Source organism: Erythrobacter sp. CCH5-A1 (genome assembly GCF_001557115.1).
Classification (GTDB): Bacteria; Pseudomonadota; Alphaproteobacteria; order Sphingomonadales; family Sphingomonadaceae; genus Erythrobacter.
This window is the reverse complement of sequence record NZ_LSKQ01000077.1, coordinates 1-15,558: the sequence shown is the minus strand read 5'-3', so window position 1 is coordinate 15,558 and position 15,558 is coordinate 1. Positions and strand designations below refer to the sequence as shown.

The window sequence follows — 15,558 nt, the reverse complement described above, 5'->3', positions numbered from 1 at the left end:
TAATCCGGTGCTACCGGCCGATCCGTGGCCCCTTTTATTCCCGGTGTTCTCACCTATGGCCTGTCAGCGCTGGGTGATCTGGTGGCGGTTGCCGATAGCGGCAACAATCGCGTCCTTTTGTGGAATCTGGCGCGGTGACCGGCGAACGCCTTCTGGTACGCGGCCAGGTGCAGGGCGTAGGCTTCCGGCCCACTGTATGGCGGGTTGCACGCGAGCTTGAGCTAACCGGTGATGTGCGCAACACCAGCAGCGGGGTTGAAATTCGCCTTTGGGGCGAAGCGGTGTCGCGCTTTGAAAGCGAACTGCGCGCGGCTCTGCCTGCATTGGCGCGGATTGATGCGATAGAACGCGTGGCAATTGATGCTGTGCGGCCCGAGAGCTTCGTTATCGGTGCATCGGAAGGTGATGGCATGCGCGGGGCTGTAACGCCCGATGCGGCAATCTGCTCCGCCTGCCTTGAAGAAGTGCGCGACCCTTTCGAGCGTCGCTATCGCTACCCCTTTACCAATTGTACCGAATGCGGGCCGCGTTTCTCGATTATCGAGACCGGCCCCTATGATCGTGCCCGCACGACCATGAGGGGTTTCGCGATGTGCCCGGAATGCGGAGAGCAATATTCCGATCCGACAGACCGGCGCTTCCATGCCCAACCTATCGCGTGCCATGTTTGCGGACCACGCGCATGGATCGAGCGCCTTGGCCCCGGTACTGTTAATCACGAAGCCTTTTCGATGATGGACGACGTGGATGCCGCAGGCGGCATGCTGATGAACGGGCATATCGTCGCCATCAAGGGGCTTGGCGGCTTTCATCTCGCCTGTGATGCCACCCGCGCGGAGGTGGTGGCCGATCTGCGTATGCGCAAACGGCGCAGGGGCAAGGCCTTTGCCCTGATGGCGCGCGATCTGGACGTTATCTGCCGTTATGCCGAATTCTCGGAACAGGAAGCCGAACTGCTGGCATCGCCTGAAGCGCCGATCGTGTTGCTGCGCGCATCGGGGGAACCGCTGCCCGAAGCGGTTGCGCCGGGGCTGGACCGTATCGGCTTCATGCTGCCGCACACCCCGCTACATCACCTGCTGTTGCGGCGGATGAAGCGCCCGGTGGTGATGACTTCAGGCAATCTCTCAGGCCGCCCGCAATGCACGACTAACGAGCAGGCCCGCGCCGAACTGGAAGGCATTGCCGAATTCGCGCTGATGCACGACCGGCACATTGCCAACCGGATCGACGACAGCGTTGCGCGGGTCGATCTGGGCCGGGTCCGGCTGCTGCGCCGCGCACGCGGCTATGCCCCCAGAGCTATCGACCTGCCCACCGGCTTTCCGCGTGACATTTCAATACTGGCCATGGGCGCGGAGCTCAAGAACAGCTTCTGTCTGGTGCGCGATGGCGAAGCTGTGCTGAGCCAGCACATGGGCGATCTGGAAGATGCGGCCACCGAAGATGATGTGCGCCGCAACCTCGATCTTTATACCCAGCTCTACGACCATCAGCCAGCGGCAATCGCGGTGGACGCGCATCCTGAATATCTTTCGACCAAGCATGGGCGCGAAATCGCGGATGGACGACCGGTGATCGCGGTACAGCATCACCACGCCCATATCGCCGCCTGTCTGGCAGAAAACGGCCGCTCGCTCGATGCCGCCCCTGTACTGGGAATCGCGCTTGACGGTCTGGGTCTGGGTGATGACGGCACGATCTGGGGCGGTGAGTTCCTGATCTGCGATTATCGCGGATACCGTCGTGCCGGGATGCTCAAGCCGGTCGCACTACCGGGTGGGACTGCGGCGATCCGCGAACCCTGGCGCAATGCCTATGCCCATTTGATGGCGCAGATGGGCTGGGCCGAATTCGCGATGAATTTCGCTGACCTGCCATTGTTTGCCCGCCTTTCCGCCATGCCGCGATCCACGATCGATGCGATGATCGCCAGCGGCACCAATAGCCCACTTTCTTCCTCATGCGGGCGGTTGTTCGATGCCGCTGCGGCGATCTGCGGTCTCGCCTGGGATCGGCAGGAATATGAAGGGCAGGCAGCCATGTTGCTGGAAGCAGCAATCGATCCGGCGGCGCTGAATGAGCCGGACGATCTGGCCTATCCTTTTTCCATTCCGTTGCTGGGCGGGCGTGGGCTTCCCTATGTTGAACCGCTCGCCGTGTGGCGGGCGATGCTGGGTGACCTGCTGCTGAATACGCCTGTTGGGGTGATGTCCGCGCGGTTCCATCGCGGCCTCGCACGGTCTGTTGTGGCCATGGCGCAGCGCCTGACCGCAGACGATGGCCCTGATACTGTGGCCCTGTCTGGCGGCTGTTTCCAGAACGCCACGCTGTTCCGCCTGGTCCATGAAGGATTGGAACAACTGGGGCTCAACGTCCTCAGCCACTCGAGAGTGCCCGCCAATGATGGCGGTCTGGCTTTGGGGCAGGCCGCTGTGGCCATGGCCCATTTGCACGAAGCGACCGCGGAAACCGAAAATGGGAGAGAAGTATGTGCTTAGGTATTCCGGGACAGATCGTGGAGATCACCGATGCCGGGCGCAAGCTGGGCGTGGCCAATGTCTCGGGCGTGCGGCGCCCGGTCAACCTCGCCTGCGTTATTGGCGAAGGCAGTGTCGAAGACCTGATCGGCACATGGGTGCTGATCCATGTCGGATTTGCCATGAGCAAGATTGACGAGGATCAGGCGGCCGAAACACTGCGCATCCTGACCGAGCTGGGAGAGGCGCAGCAGGAACTTGCAGCCATGCGCGACGGCGATCGCGCGTTGGGAGACGCGCAGTGGTGACCACTGGCCCTGCCTTGAATGCGCTTTATCCGCATATGCGCAGACGTGGCGAACAGCTCCGTGCCTCGGCGCAAAGCCTGCGCCATTCGGTTGAGAGCAAGGCTCGGGACCACACTGAGGTGTTCGGCAAGTTTTTTGCAGAACAGGCAGACGAGCTGGTCGCCGCCGCGACCACGCTGGCCGCAAGCTATCGCCAGGGCGGGCGCCTGCTGGCCATGGGCAATGGCGGATCGAGCTGTGATGCCGCGCATGTCGCGGTGGAGTTTCTCCATCCAGTGACCGCCGGAAGGCCGGCGCTGGGTGCGATCAACCTCGCGGCCGATGTCGCGATGCTGACGGCAGTCGGTAATGATGTCGGACAGGACCATGTGTTCGTGCGTCCGCTGATTGCCCACGGGCGGCACGGTGATTGCCTGATCGGCTTTTCGACCAGCGGCAATTCCGCAAACCTCATCCGGGCTTTTGCCAAGGCACGGGAGATGGGCATTGCCACGATCGGCCTGGCGGGTGGTGACGGGGGCGAGATGGCCCGCGCCGGACTGGATCATCTGCTGGTGGTCCCAACAGGCTCGATCCACCGGGTGCAGGAATGCCACCTCGCGGCCTATCACATCCTCTGGGACCTGACCCACACGCTGCTAGCCAATGACCGGGCCGCACCGCTGGAGGCAGGCGCATGAAGTATGTCGACGAATTCCGCGATCCGGTTCGCGCCGGTGTCCTGCTCAAGGAAATCGAGGCCCTGACTGCACAGATCATGGCCGGGCGCGATCGCCCAGTCGTCATCATGGAAGTGTGCGGCGGCCACACGCATTCGATCTTCCGATACGGCATCGAGAAGATGCTTCCGCCGGAAATCGAGTTTGCCCATGGGCCGGGCTGTCCGGTTTGCGTGTTGCCGATGGGCCGGGTCGATGATTGCGTGGAACTGGCTATGAAGCCGGAGGTGATCTTCACTACGTTTGGCGATGCCATGCGCGTGCCGGGATCGCGGCTCAGCCTGCTAGGCGCAAAGGCCGAAGGGGCCGATGTGCGGATGGTCTATTCACCACTCGATGCCCTCGCGCTGGCCCGTGCGAACCCGGACCGCGAAGTGGTTTTCTTCGGCCTCGGCTTCGAGACGACGATGCCCTCCACAGCCCTGACAATCCTGCAGGCCCAGGCAGAAGGGATCGGCAATTTCTCGCTGTTCTGCAACCACATCACCATCATCCCCACGATCAAGGCGATCCTCGATTCACCCGATATGGGGATCGATGGCTTTCTCGGGCCGGGCCATGTCTCGATGGTCATCGGCACTGATCCCTATGACTTCATCGCACGCGACTATCACCGTCCGCTGGTGGTCGCCGGCTTCGAACCGCTCGACGTATTGCATTCGGTTTGGATGGTGCTTCGGCAAATGGCCGAAGGCCGGGCGGAGATCGAAAACCAGTATGCCCGGATTGTGCCACGCTATGGCAATGAAGCTTCGCTGGCTGCGGTTACGGAAGTATTCGAACTGCGGGAATTCTTCGAATGGCGCGGGCTGGGCTCGATCGACCATTCTGGCGTCCAGATTCGCGAGGCCTATGCGGCCTGGGATGCTGAGCGAAAATTTGCCGTTGCATCGCCTAGCATTCCGGATCCCAAGGCTTGCCAGTGCGGCGAAGTGCTGAAAGGCGCGATCAAGCCATGGCAGTGCAAGCTGTTCGGTCGGTCGTGCACACCGGAAACACCGATGGGTGCCCTGATGGTTTCGTCTGAAGGAGCATGTGCCGCCTATTATCAGTATGGCGGGATCGATGCGGTGCCGGAGCCAGCGCAATGAACGCTGTAACTCCCACTGGCAACGGACGGCTGCGAGCGGAGCGGGTCACGCTGGCGCATGGCGGTGGCGGCAAGGCCATGCGGGATCTGATCGAGGATGTGTTTACCTCGGTTTTCGAACCCGACGGGTTGGAAGACCAGGCGCGGTTGAGCCACGAAATGTTGGCCGTGGAGGGTGCCCGGCTGGCCTTCACCACGGACAGTTTCGTAGTGCAGCCGCTCGAGTTCCCCGGTGGCGATATCGGCAAGATTGCGGTTTGCGGCACAGTTAACGACCTTACCGTCGGCGGCGCGCAACCGCTGTGGCTGTCGGCGGCCTTTATCATTGAGGAAGGCACCGAAGTCGCCTTGCTACGCCGCGTGGCAGCGGCCATGCGTAGGGCGGCCGACCAGGCCGGTGTGCGGATCGTGACCGGCGATACCAAGGTGGTTGAGCGCGGTGCCGCCGATACGCTGTTCGTCACCACTTCCGGAGTGGGAGTCATCCCTGCGGGACGCGAACTTGCCGCGGAGAAAGTTCGCGCGGGCGATGTCGCGCTGGTCAACGGCGTACTGGGTGATCATGGCGCCGCCATTCTGGCCGCGCGCGGAGACATGGTTTTCGAGGCGGATATTCGTTCGGATTGCCGCCCGCTCAATCACCTGATGGAAGCGGTGATCGAAGCCGCACCGGGTGTGCGCTGTGCGCGGGATGCCACCAGAGGAGGCCTGGCCAGCGCACTCAACGAAATATCGCAAGCCTCGGCCATCGGGATCGAGATCGACGAGGCCAGATTGCCAATGAGGGCCGAGGTCAAGGGCGTGTGCGAACTGCTCGGGCTTGATCCACTCTATCTCGCCAATGAAGGGGCGCTGGTGCTGTTCGTTCCAGAGGAGCAGGCGGAAGCTGCGCTGGCAGCCATGCGCTCAACCGAGGCAGGGCGCGATGCAGCCATTATCGGGCGCGCGGCAGAGATGCGCAGCCCGCGCGTGGTCATGCATAGCCTGTTCGGCGGAAGCCGGATCGTCGACATGCTGGTCGGCGAGCAACTGCCGCGTATCTGCTGAGGGAGAAGACCTGCCATGCAACTCTCGTTGATCGCCCTGGGTTTCCTTGCCGGAATGGGCCATGCGCTCGAACCCGATCACCTCGCCGCAGTCGGTGCCATGGCCACGGGACGGAATTCGCGCCGGTCGATGGTGCTGCGGGGTGCTGCGTGGGGGCTAGGGCATACGCTCACCCTGCTCGCGATCTGTTCTGCAGTGATCCTGCTGGGCATGGCATTGACAGGCCGTACGGCAGCCCTTCTGGAGAGCGCCGTTGGCTTCATGCTGATTCTGCTGGGGGGCGATGTACTTTGGCGGATGCGCAAGGCACGGGTGCATTTCCATCTGCACGATCATTCCGATGGCGAACGTCATTTTCATGCTCACAGCCATCTTGGCGAACGGGCGCCCCATGATGCGAGCCGCCACGAACACTCTCACCCCCACAAATTTCCCTTGAAAGCGCTGGCTGTCGGGCTGGTGCATGGCGCGGCAGGATCGGCTGCCCTGCTTACCCTGGCAGTCGCTTCGGTTGGTGATCCTCTGCTGGCGGTTATCTATGTCCTGCTGTTCGGAGTTGGCTCAATTGCAGGAATGGCTGCGCTCAGCTTTGTCGCCTCCTGGCCGCTTGGCTATGCAGAGCGTGTTGCCTTGCGACTTCATCGAGCGCTGAATCTGTCGTTGGCTGTGCTGGCACTTGGCCTGGGATTGCACACGATCTACGCCAACCTGCCTGGCGTGTTGGGGGCGGCCTGATGCACGAGCTGTCTCTTGCCCGGAATATTGTCGCCATTGTTGGTGATCACGCGCAGGGTCGGCGGGTGTCGCGTGTTCGCCTGGCAGTCGGCCCCTATGCCTGCGTAGAGCGCGAGGCGATCCGATTTTCATTCGAGGTGGCGAGCGAAGGTACGCTGCTCGAGAAGGCTGCACTCGAATTTCTGGAAGGCGAGACCGACCAGTTCATCATCAAGGATTTCGATATGGAGGAAATGGCCTGATGTGCGGCACCTGCGGATGCACCGATCCTGACAACGAGATCGCGATGATCGACCCGGAAACCGGAAAGCGAGTGCTGCTTCGCGGCGGCGATGACCATTCCCACGATCATGACCACACCCACGATCACAATCATTCACACGATCATGATCATTCACACGGGCACCATCATCACCATCATCATGATCACGGGCATGACCATCACCACCACGGTGAACAAGCGGCGCGTGTATCGCTGGAAACCGCCGTGCTTGACCGGAATGATCGCCAGGCGGCTCGCAACCGGGGCTGGTTCGAAGGGCGCGGTGTTGTCGCGCTCAATCTCGTCAGTTCGCCTGGGGCTGGCAAGACGACCTTGCTCGAAACCACGATCCGGGCGCTGGAAGGAAGTCTGCCGATTGCCGTTATCGAAGGTGATCAACAGACGGCCAATGATGCCACGCGCATTCGCGAAGCGGGGGCCCGTGCAATCCAGATCAACACAGGGGCCGGCTGTCACCTCGAAGCCGATATGGTTGCCCGCGCTGTTGAAGAACTCGCACCGAAATCCGGCTCGTTGCTGCTGATCGAGAATGTCGGCAATCTTGTTTGTCCGGCGATGTTCGATCTGGGTGAGCGGATGAAGGTCGCCGTTATCTCCACCCCGGAGGGCGAGGACAAGCCACTCAAATATCCGCACATGTTCCGCGCAGCAGAGGTGGTGCTGATCAACAAGATCGACCTCGCCCCGCATGTTGGATTCGACGAGGCCGCATGCCGCTCAAACATCTCCTCAGTAAACCCCAATGCGCGCGTCTTGCTGGTTTCCGCCCGCACCGGTGAAGGGATGGACGCGTGGTACGATTTTCTGCGAGCAATGGCGTCAGCAGCCGCGGATGGCGGGTGCCTCATTTAGGCGGGACTGCCCACGGGACTAAGATCGTCATCTTGCCCTATCGAGGAATGGCGGCTTTCTTTAGTTTTAGAGCCCAGACCGGACGGTCCGAAACCGGCCCTGTTTCACCCATGATCCGCCGCGTGAATCTATGTCCGGTTTCAACGGTTGGTTCTGAGACCGGGAACGACGGCTCTGTTGGCGGCAGCAGCCTGCCAAACCCTAACCGCAGCTATTGCAATTGGCATCCCGGAACCGGATTTTCCGGACACAAGCCAAAAGCGGTCACATTAACATAGCTTTGAATTATATTGTGATAGACCCTCGAAAATTCCAGCCTTGGCGAAGGTTGAAATGTCCTCAAAGGCAAGAAGGCGATCATTCCTAACGTGGCGAACACGATTGGGCTGTATGGGGATGCTGGCTTTGATTGCCGGACTTACCGGCATCTGGGTTGTTGGTTCGGCAATGACTGGCGCGACCAACGCGTCGGTTGAACCTGCCCCCGCGCCCGCCACCGAAATCCGGTTGACGACATCGGATCAGGTCGAGATCGCTGCGAGTTACTGGAAGGCTGACGATTCCACCGCCCCGGCCATTCTCTTGTTGCACGGCAACGGCGGCAATCGGCGAGATATGCTCGATATGGCAACGTGGTTGGCAGGCGAAGGCTATTCCGTGCTGTCCATCGATATGCGCGGACATGGCCAATCCAGTCCACAAAGCAAAAGTTTCGGCTATCTTGAAGCCCGTGATGCCCATGCCGCACTCGCGTGGCTCAGGCAGCAGCACCCCGCGAGCAAGCTGGGGGCAATCGGTTTCTCTCTGGGCGGTGCGGCCAGCGTTCTTGGCGACAGAGGCCCTCTCGACGTCGACGCTCTTGTGATGATGTCGGTCTACCCTGACATTCGCACGGCCATTTTCAATCGCATCGAAGCCGCCGTCGGGACCCTGCCGGCAGTGGCAATCGAACCGATGCTGAGCTATCAGTCCATTCCACGCTATGGAGTTGGACCGGATAAATTGTCTCCCCTCGCAGCCATGAACAAGGTTCGCGTTCCGGTCATGGTGGTTGGGGGAGAGCTCGACGCATACACTCCTCCCGCTGAGATTGAAGCCATGTACCGGGCAGCACCGCCAGGAAGCGAGTGGTGGATACTGGAGGGCTTGGGACACGATGAAGTGGTTCGCGCTAATGACCCTGCGTTTCGTAAGAGGCGTCACCTCAAGCTTTGTACGCTGAACAACGATTTTCCGGACATAATGTGAACATTGGTGTCAGGCAGCGGCGCGAAGGTACTGGTAGAGGGTTTCGCGGCTGATGCCCATGTCGCGCGCGATGGTCGCCTTGCGTTCACCGGCGGCAACGCGGCGGTGCAGATCGGCAATCATCTCATCCGAGAGCGACCGTTTCCGCCCCCGATAGGCGCCGCGCTGCCGAGCGATCGCAATGCCTTCGCGTTGCCGTTCGCGGATCAGGGCGCGCTCGAACTCAGCAAACGCACCCATGACCGAGAGTATCAGATTGGCCATCGGGGAGTCCTCCCCCCGAGAAGGACAGGCTTTCCTTCTCAAACTCGATCCGGATACCTCGCTTGGTGAGGCCCTGGACCAGCTTGCGCAGGTCATCCAGATTGCGGGCCAACCGATCCATGCTGTGGACGACGACGGTATCGCCTTCGCGGGCGAAAGTGAGCAGAGCCTCAAGCTGGGGGCGGTTGACGTCCTTGCCCGATGCCTTGTCGGTGAAGGTCCGATCGAGCGACTGACCTTCCAATTGGCGATCCACATTCTGATCGAACGTGCTGACCCGGACATAGCCGATCCGTTGCCCCTTCACTGCGCACTCTCTCCATCAAAATGTCAGGTTGAAATCTATGATACGCAACGACATTCGTCAACAAATTCCGTTTAGTACCCTAATCTGACAGAAACCGCGGTAGCGCCCTGACGTCCGGTTAGGCTATACTCCAAGCTGACATCACAAAATCAAATCCCTCAAAGATGGCGTCAATTGCCTTGATGGGGTAAAAACTGGAGTGCTTCCAGGATGGGACATTCGGCAACGTCATCTCCAGTGCATCTGGCTAACGTGGTCGCCAGCGTCACCTCTATCTTCTGCAAATCTGCAATGCGGCGGCGGACATCTTCAAGGTGGAGTTCGGTTCTCGCCATAACCTCCGCGCAGGTTTGTGCACCGGTATCGGTGAGCGACAACAATGACCGTATGTCATCCATTGCATAGCCAAGGTCGCGCGCGCGCAGGATGAACTGCAACCTTTGCACCAGTTCCGGCGAATAGACGCGGTAGCCGTTGGAACTGCGAGGCGGCCCCGGCAGCAATCCCACCTTCTCGTAATAGCGGATGGTTTCGAGATTGCAGCCTGTTTTCCGGGCAAGCTGGGCACGCAAGATGCCGACCTGTTGCTCCATGAAAATACCTCTTGAGTCTGTAGTGGCTACAGAGCCTACACTGCGAATCACTCAGTTGGAACAAGGGATTCAAGCCATGGTCTCAACGCCGGAAGCGGGACAGCCAGCCCTCACCGAAAACCACGAGCCGAAGCAGGCAAACTGGGTTGCGGCGGGCGCATTGATCGGCGCGGGGCTCGCCTCGGCTTGCTGCGTCGTCCCGCTACTGTTGGTTATGCTCGGAATTTCCGGCGCGTGGATCGCCAACCTGACGGCGCTCGAACCTTACAAGCCCTATGTCGCAGGCGTAACGCTCGCGCTGCTCGGCTACGGCTTCTGGCATGTCTATTTCAAGCCGAAACCGCCCTGTGAAGACGGTTCCTACTGCGCTCGTCCACAATCGGCTTGGACCACCGAGGCGGTGCTGTGGCTGGGCCTTGCCGTCGCCATCCTGGCGCTCACCATCGACTGGTGGGCACCCTGGTTCTATTGAAAGGAAATACCCATGAAAAAGACAGTATGTATCGCTATGGCCGTGCTGGCTATGGCTGGCGGCGGGGTCGCCTATGCAGTTAGTGGCACGGCGCAAGATCGCCCCGCGGCTACCGCAACCGCTCAGAAGCAAACCACCTTTGCCATAGAGAACATGACCTGCGCCACCTGCCCGATCACCGTGAAGAAGGCGATGGAAGGCGTCGCCGGGGTAACGGCGGTCACGGTCGATTTCGCAGCCAAGACCGCGCGCGCAACCTATAACCCGCGCCGCACCAATGCTGCTGCGATTGCCGCTGCATCAACCAACGCGGGTTATCCGGCGCGCGCTATTCAAAACTGAGCGGGGCGCCGCCAGCGCCTCAAGAAAGCGATAAGCAATGAACGACTGTTGCAACCGCCCCGGGCAGGAAGGATTTGACGTTGCCGTCATCGGCGCGGGTTCTGCCGGGTTCTCCGCCGCGATCGCCGCTGCCGATCTGGGCGCGAAAGTGGCGCTCGTCGGTCACGGCACGATTGGCGGCACCTGTGTCAATGTTGGCTGCGTTCCTTCCAAGACGCTGATCCGCGCCGCCGAAGCGGTGCATGGTGGGCTTGCCGCCGCGCGCTTTCCCGGCCTTGGGGGCGCTGTCCAGATGGATGACTGGTCCGTATTGGCGGCGTCGAAGGACGATCTTGTCACGACGCTGCGCCAAAAAAAATATGTCGATCTGCTGCCCGCCTATGAAGGTGTGAGCTATATCGAGGGCAAGGCACGCTTTGCCGATGGTGCGCTGATTGTCGGCGATGCGCCCATGAAGGTCGGCAAGGTCATATTGGCGATGGGTGCGCACGCCGCCGTGCCGCCGATTCCGGGGATGGACAGCGTGCCCTACCTAACCAGCACATCGGCGCTGGCGCTGGATCGCTTGCCCAAATCGCTGCTGGTGATCGGTGGCGGGGTGATCGGGGTAGAACTGGGACAGATGTTTTCGCGTCTGGGCGTTGATGTCACCATCTGCTGCCGAAGCCGCCTGCTCCCCGAAATGGACCCGGAAGTGAGTGCCGCGCTGAAAAACTATTTGGAAGCCGAGGGCGTGCGGGTTTGCGCAGGTGTCGGCTATCAGCGTATCGCCCAAACACAGAGCGGGGTCGAATTGACCTGCGAGGGGCATTGTGACACCGTCGCGGCGGAACAGGTGCTCATCGCCACCGGACGCCGACCCAATAGCGACGGGCTTGGGCTGGAGGAGCGCGGCATAGTGCTTGCCCGTAATGGTGGAATCGTCGTCGATGACCACCTCGAAACGTCGGTTCCAGGCATTTACGCGGCGGGCGATGTAACGGGACGGGACCAGTTCGTCTACATGGCCGCCTATGGCGCAAAACTGGCCGCGCGCAACGCGGTGACGGGCAACCAATACCGCTACGACAATTCCTCCATGCCATCCGTCGTCTTCACCGACCCGCAAGTCGCCAGCGCCGGCCTCACTGAAACGACAGCACGGGCGCAAGGCCTGGACATCAAGGTTTCGCTGCTCCCGCTCGATGCTGTGCCAAGGGCACTGGCAGCACGCGATACGCGGGGTCTCATCAAACTGATTGCCGACAAGGCGAACGACCGTTTGCTGGGCGGCCAGATCATGGCACCCGAAGGCGCGGATTCGATCCAGACACTGGTGCTGGCGATCAAACACGGCATGACCACCCTGGAATTGGGTGCAACGATATTTCCTTACCTGACCACTGTGGAAGGCCTCAAACTGGCGGCCCAAACGTTTGATAAGGATGTCGCCAAACTGTCTTGCTGCGCCGGGTGATTGCTCGGGGATCAACCGGCAACGAATGGCCTCCCTCCAGTGCAAGCCGCTTTGGTGTCAATTTTGTAATTCGCCTCAGCGGGAGAGCAAAATGGCACGACGCCGACTTCTGACCGGAGACGAGCGCCGGCGCCTGTTCGATCCTCCTGTCCAAGAAACCGCGATCATTGGGCATTATACCCTTTCTGCGGAAGATGTTGAATTGGTTGGGCGCCGCTATGGTCCAGCAAATCGCCTCGGTCTGGCTGCACAAATCGCTTTGATGCGACATCCCGGCTTTGGTCTGCAACCCGAGATCGGGCTTCCCGACGTCATTCTTCAGTACCTCGCGGCACAGTTATTCGTCGATCCTTCCTCCTTCTCTGCATATGGTCAGCGCGCGCAAACCCGTACCGATCATGCCGATCTCGTGGCGCGTTATCTTGGCATACGCCCGTTTCGACGCGGCGACCTGGCACTTGCCCTGAATCTTGCCGCGCAAGCCGCCGAGTATACAGACAGAGGTGAACCGATTGTTCGCGCCCTCATGGTTGGCCTGAAGGGTGAGCGGTTCATTCTTCCGTCAGGCGACACACTGGAACGCGCCGGTCTTGCTGGCCGGGCACGCGCACGCAAAGCTGCCGCAGCCGCAATCGTCGAAGGCCTCAGCTCTGCTGAACTGACACGGCTAGACGAACTCGTAATCAACAACCCGGATTTCGGCATGACACCGCTGGCGTGGTTGCGTAATTTCGAAGAAGCCCCGACTGCGGCCAATATCAATGGCTTGCTTGAGCGCCTGCGCTATGTTCGCGGCATAGGTATCCACCCGGTAGTTGGGGGCGCCATTCCGGAATTCCGCTTTGCCCAATTTGTCCGCGAGGGCGGCGTGGCACCGGCATTCCTGCTTTCGGATTACAGCGTCAATCGCAGGCGGGCGACGTTGACGGCCGCAGTGATCGACCTTGAGGCCAGACTTGCCGATGCCGCGATCCAAATGTTTGACCGACTTATCGGCGGCATGTTCACGCGCGCGCGGCGTGGGCGCGAGCGTCGCTACCAAGATAGTATTCAGTCGGTGGGGCAACTCATGCGGCTGTTTGGCGCCACGATTACAGCACTTGATGAGGCTGTCCAGAATGGCGGCGATCCGCTCGAATTGATTGACGAAGCGGTGGGCTGGCACCGGCTTGTTGCGGCAAAGGCCCAAGTAGATGCCCTTGCTGATCTTGCCGGCGAGGACGCACTGGTAACGGCAACCGAGCGTTACGCCACGCTACGGCGTTTCAGCCCGGCATTTCTGGACGCCTTCACCTTCAAGGCGTCTGGAACAGGGACGGCACTGATCAAAGCCATCGATGTCATTCGCGATGCGAACACACGAAAGTCGCGCGACCTTCCCGATGGCGTTCCACTGCCATTCCCCAATCGGCAGTGGAAGCGTCTCATCACCGAAAGCGGCCGTATCGACCGCCGACGTTATGAAATTGCGATCATGGCAACCTTGCGTGATCGTTTGCGCGCCGGTGATGTATGGATCGAGGGAACCCGCAACTATCAGCGCTTCGATGCCTATTTGCTGGGTCGGCGCGACGCCGCCAAAGTGGCGGATGTGCTTCCGTTCGATTCAAATGCTGCATCCTACCTCGCTGACCGGGCACGAAATCTTGACTGGCGGCTGCGCCGATTTGCCAAGCAGTTGAAAACAAACAAGCTTGAGGGAGTGTCGCTCGAACGAGACCGGCTCAAGCTTCAGCAAATGCCGCCTGTCACCCCACCGGAAGCTGAAGCCCTCGATCGCAAGCTCGATACCCTGCTTCCCCGCGTGCGCATCACCGAGCTGCTGCTTGAAGTCGCCGAACGCACTGGTTTTTTGAACGCATTCCGTGACCTGCGCTCAGGCAAGGAGCACGACAACCCCAGCACGGTACTCGCCGCAATTCTGGCTGATGGCACCAACCTCGGGCTGGAGCGGATGGCCAATGCCAGCGAAGGCGTCAGCTATGCCCAACTCGCATGGACCCACAACTGGTATCTTTCACCCGAGAACTATCAGGCCGCGCTGGCCATGATCATCTCAGCCCATCACGAATTACCCTTCGCGCGGCATTGGGGCGCTGGCACCAGTTCGTCGTCCGATGGCCAGTTCTTCCGGTCGGGGCGGAGCCGTTCGGGGGCGGCGGACGTCAATGCCAAATATGGAACCGAACCTGGCGTGAAAATCTATTCCCACCTTTCCGATCACTTCGCATCATTCGGATCACGGATCATGTCCGCGACGGCAGGTGAAGCGCCCTACGTGCTCGACGGCCTTGTCCTGGGCGCTGGCAACCTTCCGTTGCATGAGCACTATACCGATACCGGCGGCGCGACCGATCATGTTTTCGCACTCTGCCACCTGCTCGGGTTCCGCTTTGCGCCCCGACTGCGCGATATTGCCGACCGCAAACTGGGTTCGATCGCTGCGCCATCGACATACAAGGGCATCGAAAGCCTGATGGGCCGCACCATCAAAACCGCAGCGATCGAGGCTGATTGGGATGACATCGTCAGGATTGTCGCCTCAATCAAGGATGGCACGGTGGCGCCGTCAGTAATCTTGCGAAAGCTTGCCGCCTACAAACGCCAGAACAGGCTGGATTTTGCATTGGCTGAACTGGGCCGTATCGAGCGCACTTTGTTCACGCTCGATTGGCTCGAACAACCGGAACTGCGCCGTGCCTGTCAGGCCGGTCTCAACAAAGGCGAAGCGCGGCACACGCTTGCCGCCGCCATCTATACCAACCGGCAGGGCCGGTTCACCGATCGCTCGCTGGAAAATCAGGAATTTCGCGCATCTGGGCTGAACCTGCTGATTGCGGCGATTTCCTACTGGAACACGGTCTATCTCGACCGGGCCGCCCAGCACCTCAACGCTGTCGGCACGACGTTCGATGCGGCACTGCTTGCGCACCTTTCTCCGATGGGCTGGGCGCACATCAGTCTGACCGGCGATTACCTCTGGGAGCAGGCCAGGCGACTTCCAGCAGGTGAATTCCACCCACTCAACGAGCCAATGGCGCGGTTGAAGCGTGTAGCGTAGCCCATGTTCCGCTTATGTCCGAGAAATCGTTGTCTGGCGAACAAACCTTGAGGTGACGCCTGATACGTCGCCCGACCCGAAGGCCAGGGCAGGGCACAGCAGCGGCATTGAAGCTGGAGGAGTGTCGCCTTGGATGATGACAGCAGCAGGGCTTTGGGGCTCTCAGATGAGGCTGCGCTCGCGCCCTTGGGGAATGCCATCCCGCCTCAGCTCATGGCTGAGATTGAAGCTGCCCGCTCATACCGTGCGCGCTCCAAGGCCGCCAACACCGTGCGGGCGTATGACAGCGACTGGCGGCAGT

General features: G+C 60.7%; 14 protein-coding genes and 1 pseudogene. 13 read left to right on the top strand and 2 right to left on the bottom strand.

The window, feature by feature from the left end; genetic code table 11:
* The first annotated feature begins 134 nt into the window (after positions 1-134).
* From hypF to AX708_RS04000, 9 genes are all read left to right on the top strand, one after another.
* Positions 135-2,501: a carbamoyltransferase HypF gene (hypF, locus tag AX708_RS04040; protein ID WP_230960710.1), complete on the top strand. Its 2,367-nt coding sequence runs from the start codon at positions 135-137 to the stop codon at positions 2,499-2,501.
* Positions 2,502-2,518: 17 nt separating this feature from the next.
* On the top strand, positions 2,519-2,788 hold the full coding sequence (locus AX708_RS04035; protein WP_007015755.1) for a HypC/HybG/HupF family hydrogenase formation chaperone: 270 nt from the start codon (positions 2,519-2,521) through the stop codon (positions 2,786-2,788).
* Entirely contained in the window at positions 2,782-3,468 is a 687-nt protein-coding gene (locus AX708_RS04030; RefSeq protein ID WP_085997523.1) for an SIS domain-containing protein, read from the top strand. The genes AX708_RS04035 and AX708_RS04030 overlap by 7 nt, the downstream gene beginning before the upstream one ends.
* Positions 3,465-4,598 carry a hydrogenase formation protein HypD gene (gene hypD, locus AX708_RS04025; protein WP_007015757.1) on the top strand — a complete coding sequence of 378 codons (1,134 nt, stop codon included), beginning with the start codon at positions 3,465-3,467 and terminating at the stop codon, positions 4,596-4,598. Before AX708_RS04030 ends, hypD begins: the two co-directional genes overlap by 4 nt.
* Positions 4,595-5,644 carry a hydrogenase expression/formation protein HypE gene (gene hypE / locus AX708_RS04020; protein WP_007015758.1) on the top strand — a complete coding sequence of 350 codons (1,050 nt, stop codon included), beginning with the start codon at positions 4,595-4,597 and terminating at the stop codon, positions 5,642-5,644. Before hypD ends, hypE begins: the two co-directional genes overlap by 4 nt.
* A gap of 15 nt (positions 5,645-5,659) precedes the next feature.
* On the top strand, positions 5,660-6,379 hold the full coding sequence (locus tag AX708_RS19715) for a high frequency lysogenization protein HflD (protein ID WP_007015759.1): 720 nt from the start codon (positions 5,660-5,662) through the stop codon (positions 6,377-6,379).
* Positions 6,379-6,621: a hydrogenase maturation nickel metallochaperone HypA gene (locus tag AX708_RS04010; protein WP_011536540.1), complete on the top strand. Its 243-nt coding sequence runs from the start codon at positions 6,379-6,381 to the stop codon at positions 6,619-6,621. Before AX708_RS19715 ends, AX708_RS04010 begins: the two co-directional genes overlap by 1 nt.
* Positions 6,621-7,514: a hydrogenase nickel incorporation protein HypB gene (gene hypB, locus AX708_RS04005; RefSeq protein WP_007015761.1), complete on the top strand. Its 894-nt coding sequence runs from the start codon at positions 6,621-6,623 to the stop codon at positions 7,512-7,514. The genes AX708_RS04010 and hypB overlap by 1 nt, the downstream gene beginning before the upstream one ends.
* A 396-nt stretch (positions 7,515-7,910) precedes the next feature.
* Positions 7,911-8,762: an alpha/beta hydrolase gene (locus AX708_RS04000; RefSeq protein WP_196490158.1), complete on the top strand. Its 852-nt coding sequence runs from the start codon at positions 7,911-7,913 to the stop codon at positions 8,760-8,762.
* A 9-nt stretch (positions 8,763-8,771) separates the two neighbouring features.
* Here AX708_RS04000 and AX708_RS03995 read toward each other — a convergent pair.
* Positions 8,772-9,333, bottom strand: a pseudogene (locus tag AX708_RS03995) (recombinase family protein).
* 170 nt (positions 9,334-9,503) lie between these two features.
* Positions 9,504-9,926, bottom strand: coding sequence for a helix-turn-helix domain-containing protein (locus tag AX708_RS03990; RefSeq protein ID WP_039330852.1), 423 nt, complete (start codon positions 9,924-9,926; stop codon positions 9,504-9,506).
* A gap of 76 nt (positions 9,927-10,002) precedes the next feature.
* Between AX708_RS03990 and AX708_RS03985 the strand changes: the two genes are divergently transcribed.
* From AX708_RS03985 to AX708_RS03970, 4 genes are all read left to right on the top strand, one after another.
* Positions 10,003-10,398, top strand: a complete 396-nt coding sequence (locus tag AX708_RS03985) for a mercuric transporter MerT family protein (RefSeq protein WP_066526191.1) — start codon at positions 10,003-10,005, stop codon at positions 10,396-10,398.
* A 12-nt stretch (positions 10,399-10,410) separates the two neighbouring features.
* Complete coding sequence (locus AX708_RS19700) at positions 10,411-10,740, top strand: heavy-metal-associated domain-containing protein (RefSeq protein ID WP_004213249.1); 330 nt, start codon at positions 10,411-10,413, stop codon at positions 10,738-10,740.
* A gap of 37 nt (positions 10,741-10,777) precedes the next feature.
* Positions 10,778-12,196: a mercury(II) reductase gene (gene merA / locus AX708_RS03975; protein WP_039330847.1), complete on the top strand. Its 1,419-nt coding sequence runs from the start codon at positions 10,778-10,780 to the stop codon at positions 12,194-12,196.
* A gap of 91 nt (positions 12,197-12,287) precedes the next feature.
* Positions 12,288-15,257 (top strand): Tn3 family transposase, encoded by a 2,970-nt coding sequence (locus tag AX708_RS03970; RefSeq protein ID WP_066529513.1) that lies wholly within the window; start codon positions 12,288-12,290, stop codon positions 15,255-15,257.
* The last annotated feature ends 301 nt before the right edge of the window (positions 15,258-15,558 follow it).

Bases quoted from the DNA above. Each gene is read 5' to 3' on its own strand.
- hypD (WP_007015757.1), top strand. From the start codon at position 3,465: ATGAAGTATGTCGACGAATTCCGCGATCCGGTTCGCGCCGGTGTCCTG.
- hypE (WP_007015758.1), top strand. From the start codon at position 4,595: ATGAACGCTGTAACTCCCACTGGCAACGGACGGCTGCGAGCGGAGCGG.
- AX708_RS19715 (WP_007015759.1), top strand. From the start codon at position 5,660: ATGCAACTCTCGTTGATCGCCCTGGGTTTCCTTGCCGGAATGGGCCAT.
- AX708_RS04010 (WP_011536540.1), top strand. From the start codon at position 6,379: ATGCACGAGCTGTCTCTTGCCCGGAATATTGTCGCCATTGTTGGTGAT.
- hypB (WP_007015761.1), top strand. From the start codon at position 6,621: ATGTGCGGCACCTGCGGATGCACCGATCCTGACAACGAGATCGCGATG.
- AX708_RS04000 (WP_196490158.1), top strand. From the start codon at position 7,911: ATGCTGGCTTTGATTGCCGGACTTACCGGCATCTGGGTTGTTGGTTCG.
- AX708_RS03990 (WP_039330852.1), bottom strand. From the start codon at position 9,926: ATGGAGCAACAGGTCGGCATCTTGCGTGCCCAGCTTGCCCGGAAAACA.
- AX708_RS03985 (WP_066526191.1), top strand. From the start codon at position 10,003: ATGGTCTCAACGCCGGAAGCGGGACAGCCAGCCCTCACCGAAAACCAC.
- AX708_RS19700 (WP_004213249.1), top strand. From the start codon at position 10,411: ATGAAAAAGACAGTATGTATCGCTATGGCCGTGCTGGCTATGGCTGGC.
- merA (WP_039330847.1), top strand. From the start codon at position 10,778: ATGAACGACTGTTGCAACCGCCCCGGGCAGGAAGGATTTGACGTTGCC.
- AX708_RS03970 (WP_066529513.1), top strand. From the start codon at position 12,288: ATGGCACGACGCCGACTTCTGACCGGAGACGAGCGCCGGCGCCTGTTC.